Origin of the sequence: Neobacillus drentensis (assembly GCF_036965425.1) — a bacterium.
Classification (GTDB): domain Bacteria; phylum Bacillota; class Bacilli; order Bacillales; family Cytobacillaceae; genus Neobacillus; species Neobacillus drentensis_F.
Map to the genome: position 1 here is coordinate 1 of NZ_JBALPP010000110.1, position 7,718 is coordinate 7,718.

The following is a 7,718-nucleotide window of genomic DNA, read 5'->3' on the forward strand; positions in this document are numbered from 1 at the left end:
ATAAAATAAAACGTTGGCTTCGTTTCAAAAAGAAACGAATATTATTGTTTGTTGACGTTTTTGTTTGTTTAGTTTTCAAAGATCGATTTCTTTATCGCTCAAAAGCGACTTTATTATCTTACCAAACAACCAACTCAAAGTCAATAACTTTTTTATTAGTTGTTGTCGTCTCGGTGACGACTTTTACTATATTACAGCATATTATCTAATCGGTCAACACTTTTTTTCATATTTTTTCAAAGGAAAACCGCTGTTGTTTTCAGCGGCTTACAACTGTTAGATAATCCAATGCTGTATTGCTACTAAAGCTACTAAGCCCGGGATGCCCAAAAAGCCTGAGACTGCAGAAGTGGCGAAGTTAATTGGTACATGGATGCCGTAATGATTACCGGCAACATTGAGGAAGAACAGAAACAATGCCCCGATTAGTAACTTTATAGCAGCCTGGCCCACAAAACGAGCTGGCTTAAAGGGAGCCCCTGAAAATAATAACAAAATAACCAGCCCGCCTAAAACGGAAATGACGACAATTGGTTCCAAAAAGTGATCCCCCTTCTTAGGTCCTTTATAAAACATATGTACAAGCTCAAAAAAATAGACCTTAGAAAAAGGAAAAGCCGGAGCACCTTAATTGGCGCCACGGCAAATCTTACCTCATTAACTTAACATTCCGTTCTTTTGCTTCTCTTAAAAGGAAGATGTATTTCGCTTCTGCAATCTTTGTTTGACAGATCACTTCATCAGATGGGTCAAAGCTTTTTTCCAGCAGCATTTTCTCCTGCTGCCAATGTTCCTTATATTTGTTCAGCTGGATCAACAGCTTTTCATCATATTCTTTTCGAAGCCAGCCTTTACGCCGAAAAAACATAATCGAATCCTCCGGTCTCTTTTAGTGCGAGACTATAATTCCCGCCGGCCTTCTAATGCTTTGGATAAGGTTACTTCATCAGCATACTCAAGATCCCCGCCAACCGGCAGACCGTGGGCAATTCTCGTTGTTTTAATGCCTGACGGTTTTAACAATCGAGATATATACATCGCTGTTGCTTCGCCTTCGATATTTGGATTTGTTGCTAAGATGACCTCTTGCACAGTTTCATCCTGCAATCGTTTTAATAAATCCGGGATATTAATATCCTCTGGCCCAATTCCATCCATCGGCGAAATCGCCCCGTGTAATACGTGGTATAATCCGTTAAATTCCTTCATCTTCTCCATCGCGATCACATCTTTAGGATCTTGGACTACACATATTATGCCTTTATCCCGGCGTTGATCTTCACAAATATAACATGGATCTTGATCGGTGATGTGACCGCATACCGAGCAATAAGTAAGATTTCGTTTTGCATTCACCAATGCCTTGGCAAAATCAAGCACGGTGTCTTCCTTCATACTTAAAACATAAAAAGCCAAGCGGGCGGCTGTTTTTGGACCGATGCCCGGCAGTTTCATAAAGCTGTCAATCAGCTTCGATATCGGTTCAGGATAGTGCATGTTAATGTTCCTCTCTTAAAAAAAGCCAAAGTGCATGAGTACCTACGCACTTTGGCTATATATTTTTATCAAAACGGTAAATTCATTCCCTTTGTAAACTGGCCCATTGTATTGTTTGTTAATTCTTCTGCCTTTTTAAGGGCATCATTTACAGCAGCTAGGACTAGATCCTGCAGCATTTCCACGTCATCTGGATCAACTGCCTCCGGTTTAATTTGAACATCGACTACTTCTTTATGTCCAGTTACCACAACAGTAACCATTCCGCCGCCAGCAGTTCCTTCAATTTTCTCCTCCCCTAATTTCTCTTGAGCCTCAGCCATTTGCTTTTGCATTTTTTGCATTTGCTTCATCATATTTTGCATATTACCCATTCCGCCACGCATCATTTTCAATTACCTCCATTTTTTAGTCAATTATTTCAACAAATTCTTCGCCAAATAATTTTTTGGCCTCAGCAATATGAGGTTCTTCCTCATGGACCGTTCCGCTGCTTTCTCCCTCTTCACCATGCTGTTGTGTGCTTAGGAAGCTTTCCCGGATCGACATCCAGTGTTCTTCAGGTACTCCTAAGATTAAAAGCCTTTTACCGGTGAATTTATTTAAGGCCGCGGTAATTCCGTCGAGGAAATCCTTTCTATCCATCGCCATTTGACAAATCATTTCATGTTTAAATTTTATTATTAAAGCATCAGTCGAAGCTGCGACTGGCTCTGCTTCATTAAGTAAGGCCGCATGCGATTTGATTAAATTGGCCCGCATTTCGCCCCATTTACTCTTGATCTGATTTAAATCATTTTTGGTCGCCTGCTTTAACACCTCATTAATCTTACCAACAGGCGGCTGGAACCCTTTTCTCGAACTCCTCTGGGCAGTCTTTTGCGGTGATGGTGCTGGTTCATTCGCAGTAACCGCCACACCATTTTCCTTTAATTGCCTCAATTCATTTTCAAGCTGCTCAATTCTCGACACCAAATGGTCGACATTTGCTGGTGCCGCCCCAGATTGCATACTGTGTGCTGTTTCCATTTGACATAGTTTTACAATCGCCACTTCTAAGAAAATCCTTGGGTGGTTTGTCCAGCGCATCTCTTGCTGTGTTTTATTAAGGAGATCAATGAGCTGATAGATCTGCTCAGTCGCAATCGCTTCCGCCATTTCGCGAAATTCATCATCCAGCATTACTCTTTCCAGGGATTCCTCAAGTTTTGGCGCTGTTTTATAAAGAAGCATATCGCGGTAAAACAAAATCATATCTTCGATAAAACGTGCCGGGTCTTTTCCGTGAAACAAGAGCTCATTTAACGCCTCTAACCCGCTGGCAACATCTTTATCCCGGAATGCCGCAGCTAATTTATTTAAAAATCCTTGAGATACTGAACCTGTTACTGTTAAGGCATCCTCAATCGTGACACGGTCATGACTGTAGGAGATCGCTTGATCCAATAAACTTAAGGCGTCACGCATCCCGCCTTCTGCCGCTCTTGCAATCATTTGCAGGGCGCGCTCGTCACAATTAACACCTGTTTCATCGACAATAAGCTTCATCCGATTGACGATAGAACCTGCCGTAATCCTCCTAAAATCAAAGCGTTGGCACCTTGAGATAATCGTTAATGGAATTTTATGAGGTTCTGTTGTCGCCAAAATAAAGATTACATGCTTCGGCGGTTCCTCTAACGTTTTTAATAGAGCATTAAAGGCACTAATCGATAGCATATGCACTTCATCGATAATATAGACTTTATAGTTCACAGCAGTCGGAGCAAACTTCACCTTATCCAGAACATCACGCATCTCTTCGACTCTGGAGTTGGAGGCAGCATCAAATTCAAGTACGTCAGAAATCGTCCCATTCGTAATCCCGCGGCAGGCCGCGCATTCATTGCATGGCTCTGAAACGGGGGCACGCTCACAATTAATTGCCTTAGCTAATATTTTAGCTGCACTTGTTTTACCTGTTCCTCTTGGTCCGGAAAAAAGATAGGCATGGGTGATTTTTTGTTGAAGCAGGGCATTTTGCAATGTCGTTGTCACATGTTCTTGTCCTACTACATCAATAAATTTCTGTGGACGCCAAACACGATATAAAGCTTGATATGACATGTGACACCGCCCCCTTGAAAAATTTTCATCCCATCTATTATAACGTATTCAATTTCCTTTTTACAAAAAGAATAACAAAAAAACTCATCCTTAATCTAGGATGAGTTTAATTATGTAAAATAAACTGCCGTGCACCTTCCTTCGACTGGCGCCCATAAGCGTTACTTAAGCAGTTAGCTCGGCCCAGGCACCCCTGCGGCACATGGGAGCGTCCACTTAATGCTGCTTCCTTCCGGACCTGACATGGTTCATGAATTCCCATTGCGCAGGACCCAGGCGTCAACACCACTTACTTAAGGCAGACCCTACAGGTCGCGAGCCTCAGAGAAGGGATTCAGTCCCGCTAGAGCGGATTGCGGGTACAGGGCACCGCTGCCTCCCCACCTAGCACGGCAAAGTTGATACCAAATATTTAGGCGTCGTATCTGACGCTTTTTTAGTATACAAACAATCTCAGAAAAAATCAATCTTTATCGTTTGTAAATTACTGTAAATCTTTTAACAGACTCTCATTTCTTTGCTGTTTCTCCTGCTTTTTTCTCTCTCTAATTTTTCGAAAAAAATTAGAAAGCAATTGACCGCACTCCGCTTCCAATACACCTTTTGTGACCTCACAGCGGTGATTGAAGCGCTCATCCTCGAGCAGATTCATCAAAGTGCCTGCACAGCCGCCCTTAGGGTCCGCCGCACCGTATACCACTCTTTTTACCCTCGATAAAATAATCGCCCCTGAACACATGGGACAAGGCTCTAAGGTCACATATAAAGTCGTATCTTCAAGCCGCCATGTTCCTAATTCCATGCAGGCTTGATCAATGGCAAGCAGCTCAGCATGAGCGATTGATTTTTGCTCACTTTCCCGCAAATTATGAGCCCTCGCAATGACCTTACCATCCAACACAATAACAGCACCTATTGGCACCTCATCGAGCTCTTCGGCCTTTTTGGCTTCCTTCATCGCTTCCATCATATAAAATTCATCTAGTGTTTCATCTATTACCATTAATAAACCGTCCTACTATTTATTTATCTACATTATAACATTTATCCTCACTTGCTCTCATAGAATAGTTCTAGCGCATATATGTTGGGAGGAATATGAATGCAAATTCATGTTGTCCAAAGTAATCAATCATTAACGACAATCGCGAGAACCTACCATACAACGGTTCAAGATATAATTGAAGCAAATGATTTACCTAACCCAAATAATTTAGTTGTTGGTCAATCCATAGTTATACCGATTGTGGGTCATTTTCATTTTGTTCAACCTGGTGAATCTTTAACCACTATAGCCAGAAGATATGGCGTTACAGCGCAGCAGCTTGCGACAGTCAATAGAATTCAAATTAACCAGCCTCTCACTGTTGGATACCGTCTATATATTCCCCCAGGAAGAAAAAGAAATGCCGAATTTAATGCGTACGTAGAGCCGCGCGGCAATACGGTTGCCCCTATTCTCGAGCAAAGTGCCCGTGAAGCAGCACCCTATATCACCTATTTAGCACCGTTTAGCTTTCAAGCGCGTCGTGATGGTACCTTAAAAGAGCCGTTATTAAATGATTTTCCTGCCATCGCCAGGGCTAACCGCAATGTCTTAATGATGGTTATTAATAACCAGGAAAATGATCAATTTAGCGATGAGTTGGGGCGTATTTTATTAACAGACATGGCGATTCAGGATAAATTCCTTAATAATATTGTGACGACTGCCAAAAAATATGGCTTCCGCGATATTCACTTTGATTTTGAGTTTTTACGACCTGCTGACCGCGAGGCCTACAACCGCTTTTTACGAAAAGCAAAGCAAAGATTTAGCAGTGAAGGCTGGTTGATGTCAACTGCCCTCGCTCCAAAAACGAGTGCAACACAGCAAGGAAAGTGGTATGAAGGGCATGATTACAAGGCACATGGACAAATCTCCGACTTTGTCGTCATTATGACCTATGAATGGGGCTATAGCGGCGGCCCTGCGATGGCCGTATCACCAATTGATCAGGTTAAAAAAGTGTTGGATTACGCTGTAACCGAAATCCCCTCAAATAAAATTTTGATGGGGCAAAATCTATATGGGTATGACTGGACACTGCCTTTTGTTCAAGGCTCCGTTGCCAGAGCAGTCAGCCCGCAACAGTCCATCCAGCTTGCAGCAGAGCATAATGTCCCAATTCAATATGATACAAAGGCTCAGGCCCCTCATTTTAACTATATCGATAGAAGTGGAAAAAAGCATGAGGTTTGGTTCGAGGATGCCCGTTCCATCCAAGCAAAGTTTAACCTCATCAAGCAAATGAATTTAAGAGGAATGAGCTACTGGAAACTTGGTCTGGCCTTCCCGCAAAACTGGCTGTTAATCGTCGATAATTTCAATGTTACAAAACGTGGAACTTAAAATTAATTTTGACTTTAGCTGCCGTCATTCGGCAGTTTTTTCATTTTATTGACACGAAACGACCAACTTCTTAATTTTCCATATCCCTTCCTGCGACAGATTATGATAAAATATTCTTTGTGTCTTAGATTCACATATGACAAAAGTAATATAAATTATCCGGTTCATCCTGGTTAATATAGAGAGTGCAGGCAGTTGGAGAAGGAGGACTTGCAATGGGGGTTACACCCTTTATTACCGTTGAAGGGCCGATTGGTGTTGGAAAAACATCACTTGCAAAGGCCATTTCAGAACACTTTAATTTTGCTTTATTAAAAGAGATTGTTGATGAAAATCCATTCCTTGGGAAATTTTACGAAAATATTGAGGAATGGAGTTTCCAGACGGAAATGTTCTTTCTCTGCAATCGCTTTAAGCAATTAGGGGATATCAATACCCATTATATAAGCCAAAACAAGTCAGTTGTAGCGGACTATCACATTTTTAAAAATTTGATTTTTGCTTCTCGGACGTTAAATCCTGATGAGTACAATAAGTACTACAAGATTTATCAAATTTTAACGGAAGATATGCCAAAGCCAAATGTCATTATCTACCTAAATGCAAGTCTTGATACGCTTCTCAGCCGTATAAAAATAAGAGGGCGAGAAGTAGAGAAAAATATCAGCCCGTTATATTTAGAACAACTATCCATCGACTATGAAAATGCCATTACAAGTTTTGAAAAGGAAAATCCGGAAATCCCCGTTCTCCGCTTTAGCGGCGATGAGTTGGATTTTGTCAAAAATGAAGCAGATTTAAATCATATTATTGAAAAACTATCATTATCGTTAAAAGAGAGCAGCTGGTCCAACACATTATAGAAACAGGGGGATGTTAGTGAGTATTGTTATTGGTGGTATGATTGGGCTTGGAAAAACAAGTGTGGCAGACACGTTAAATGCACACTTTAAAAATAAAGGAATTGAAAGTAAAGTGTTTTACGAAACGGTGGATGATAATCCGATTCTTCCACTTTATTATGAATTGACACCTGAGGAATTAGATGCACGAAGAATTCCGTTCCTCCTGCAGTTATTCTTTTTAAATAAACGCTTTAAAACGGTAAAAGAATGCATTAATTGGCGTGAGCCTATTTACACCATTCAGGACCGTTCGATTTATGAAGATTGGTACTTTGCTTATGTGAACAAAACCTTAGGCAGAATTTCAGACTTAGAATTTAGAATTTATGAAGAGCTTGTTGAAAACATGATGGAAGAACTCAACGAACTTCCGAAAAAAGCACCAGATTTAATGGTTTACCTAAAAGGATCCTTTGAGACGGTAATTGATCGAATAATGTCCCGCGGCCGCAGCTTTGAAATTAACCCAGAGTTAAAAGAGTATTATTTTGAAGTGTGGAAGGGCTATGATGATTGGGTTTTAAATCAATATGATGCAAGTGAAGTATTAATTATAGATATGGACAACACTGATGTGGTAAAAAGCAATGATGATGCCACACGGGTTTGCCGTGAAGTGGAAGAAAAATTAAACGAGATTTTAAATATAACAAAAACACCAATTGGCTGATAGCCAGTTGGTGCTTTTTTATCTTGCGGAGTGTTTTGTGAGTCTCTTAGTGACCGTTGGGTATAACTTTTTGCTTTCTCGGGTTTTTGGAACCTCTCTTAATTACCGTTATTCCTTTTTTTGGACCTGCTCAGGCATTAGGGGCCTC

The 7,718-nt window shown here is 40.9% G+C and carries 9 protein-coding genes and 1 other RNA gene; 3 read left to right on the forward strand and 7 right to left on the reverse strand.

Annotation, left to right across the window (positions count from 1 at the left end):
* Positions 1 to 276: 276 nt before the first annotated feature.
* The 7 genes from V7161_RS23895 to tadA form a co-directional block, all read right to left on the reverse strand.
* A complete protein-coding gene (locus tag V7161_RS23895; protein ID WP_335715319.1) occupies positions 277 to 540 on the reverse strand; it encodes a pro-sigmaK processing inhibitor BofA family protein in 264 nt (87 codons plus the stop codon).
* 109 nt (positions 541 to 649) lie between these two features.
* Positions 650 to 868, reverse strand: coding sequence for a YaaL family protein (locus V7161_RS23900; protein WP_223596731.1), 219 nt, complete (start codon positions 866 to 868; stop codon positions 650 to 652).
* 32 nt (positions 869 to 900) lie between these two features.
* Positions 901 to 1,497, reverse strand: coding sequence for a recombination mediator RecR (gene recR / locus V7161_RS23905; RefSeq protein WP_335715320.1), 597 nt, complete (start codon positions 1,495 to 1,497; stop codon positions 901 to 903).
* Positions 1,498 to 1,565: 68 nt separating this feature from the next.
* Positions 1,566 to 1,886, reverse strand: coding sequence for a YbaB/EbfC family nucleoid-associated protein (locus V7161_RS23910; protein ID WP_335715321.1), 321 nt, complete (start codon positions 1,884 to 1,886; stop codon positions 1,566 to 1,568).
* Positions 1,887 to 1,905: 19 nt separating this feature from the next.
* Positions 1,906 to 3,603, reverse strand: a complete 1,698-nt coding sequence (gene dnaX, locus V7161_RS23915) for a DNA polymerase III subunit gamma/tau (protein WP_335715322.1) — start codon at positions 3,601 to 3,603, stop codon at positions 1,906 to 1,908.
* A gap of 127 nt (positions 3,604 to 3,730) precedes the next feature.
* An RNA gene (gene ffs, locus V7161_RS23920) (signal recognition particle sRNA large type) lies at positions 3,731 to 3,996 on the reverse strand.
* A 91-nt stretch (positions 3,997 to 4,087) separates the two neighbouring features.
* Complete coding sequence (gene tadA, locus V7161_RS23925) at positions 4,088 to 4,606, reverse strand: tRNA adenosine(34) deaminase TadA (RefSeq protein WP_420491654.1); 519 nt, start codon at positions 4,604 to 4,606, stop codon at positions 4,088 to 4,090.
* 99 nt (positions 4,607 to 4,705) lie between these two features.
* Between tadA and V7161_RS23930 the strand changes: the two genes are divergently transcribed.
* The 3 genes from V7161_RS23930 to V7161_RS23940 all read left to right on the forward strand — a co-directional run bounded on the left by V7161_RS23930 (position 4,706) and on the right by V7161_RS23940 (position 7,570).
* Complete coding sequence (locus V7161_RS23930; RefSeq protein WP_335715323.1) at positions 4,706 to 5,995, forward strand: glycoside hydrolase family 18 protein; 1,290 nt, start codon at positions 4,706 to 4,708, stop codon at positions 5,993 to 5,995.
* A 215-nt stretch (positions 5,996 to 6,210) separates the two neighbouring features.
* Positions 6,211 to 6,858 (forward strand): deoxynucleoside kinase, encoded by a 648-nt coding sequence (locus tag V7161_RS23935; RefSeq protein ID WP_335715324.1) that lies wholly within the window; start codon positions 6,211 to 6,213, stop codon positions 6,856 to 6,858.
* Between the two features lie 16 nt (positions 6,859 to 6,874).
* Positions 6,875 to 7,570 carry a deoxynucleoside kinase gene (locus V7161_RS23940; RefSeq protein WP_420491655.1) on the forward strand — a complete coding sequence of 232 codons (696 nt, stop codon included), beginning with the start codon at positions 6,875 to 6,877 and terminating at the stop codon, positions 7,568 to 7,570.
* Positions 7,571 to 7,718: the final 148 nt, after the last annotated feature.

Excerpts from the sequence above, each read along its gene's own strand:
- tadA (WP_420491654.1), bottom strand. The coding sequence starts at position 4,606 with ATGGTAATAGATGAAACACTAGATGAATTTTATATGATGGAAGCGATG.
- V7161_RS23900 (WP_223596731.1), bottom strand. The coding sequence starts at position 868 with ATGTTTTTTCGGCGTAAAGGCTGGCTTCGAAAAGAATATGATGAAAAG.
- V7161_RS23930 (WP_335715323.1), top strand. The coding sequence starts at position 4,706 with ATGCAAATTCATGTTGTCCAAAGTAATCAATCATTAACGACAATCGCG.
- V7161_RS23935 (WP_335715324.1), top strand. The coding sequence starts at position 6,211 with ATGGGGGTTACACCCTTTATTACCGTTGAAGGGCCGATTGGTGTTGGA.
- V7161_RS23910 (WP_335715321.1), bottom strand. The coding sequence starts at position 1,886 with ATGATGCGTGGCGGAATGGGTAATATGCAAAATATGATGAAGCAAATG.
- recR (WP_335715320.1), bottom strand. The coding sequence starts at position 1,497 with ATGCACTATCCTGAACCGATATCGAAGCTGATTGACAGCTTTATGAAA.
- dnaX (WP_335715322.1), bottom strand. The coding sequence starts at position 3,603 with ATGTCATATCAAGCTTTATATCGTGTTTGGCGTCCACAGAAATTTATT.